At 39.6% G+C, this 576-nt stretch carries 1 protein-coding gene; it reads right to left on the bottom strand.

Features of this window, described 5'->3' with window-relative positions; genetic code table 11:
* Positions 1-520 (bottom strand): IS5 family transposase (locus Q0590_RS37500; RefSeq protein ID WP_302042816.1); only part of this gene is annotated, 520 nt, incomplete at its 3' end.
* Between the last annotated feature and the right edge of the window lie 56 nt (positions 521-576).

The following is a 576-nucleotide window of genomic DNA, read 5'->3' as shown; positions in this document are numbered from 1 at the left end:
TATCTGCTCTGATTAGTTGCAGCCTTTTACTTGTCTTCTCCATCTGCCATAATAGTTCTATCCCTGCTACCCCATCCTGCTCATTAGCTGCTCCTACATAGATAGCTAAAGGTAAGCCTAAAGTATCCACCACAATATGCCTTTTTCTTCCGTTTATTTTTTTGTTGGCATCCACTCCTTTCTGCTCATAAGTAAAAGCCATTGCTTTTATACTTTGACTATCTATGGCAGCCACTGAAGCCTGTTTTTCTCTTCCTTTAGCCCTTCTCTCCATTTCTACCAAAGCCTTTTGCAGTTTATTGAGGCTCTGATCATCTCTCCATTTGCTGTAGTAGTAATAAACTATCTGCCAGGCAGGATACTTACTTTCCATATTGCGCCATTGCGTACCGGTACGGGTAATCCAAAGAATAGCTTCTAGTATGTGCCGTAAAGAATGCTTACGCTTTCTACCTGTATCTATTATCTTTTTTATAACTTGCCACTGGGAATCAGTCAGGGCATTAAATTGCTCTTGCATAACTTTGTTGTTTGGTCACACTAAGTTATTAGCTGATTCCCTTTTTTGTTCAATTA

Origin of the sequence: Rhodocytophaga aerolata (genome assembly GCF_030503435.1) — a bacterium.
Classification (GTDB): Bacteria; Bacteroidota; Bacteroidia; order Cytophagales; family 172606-1; genus Rhodocytophaga; species Rhodocytophaga aerolata.
The sequence above is the reverse complement of the archived record's forward strand: the minus strand, read 5'-3'. Positions and strand labels throughout refer to the sequence as shown.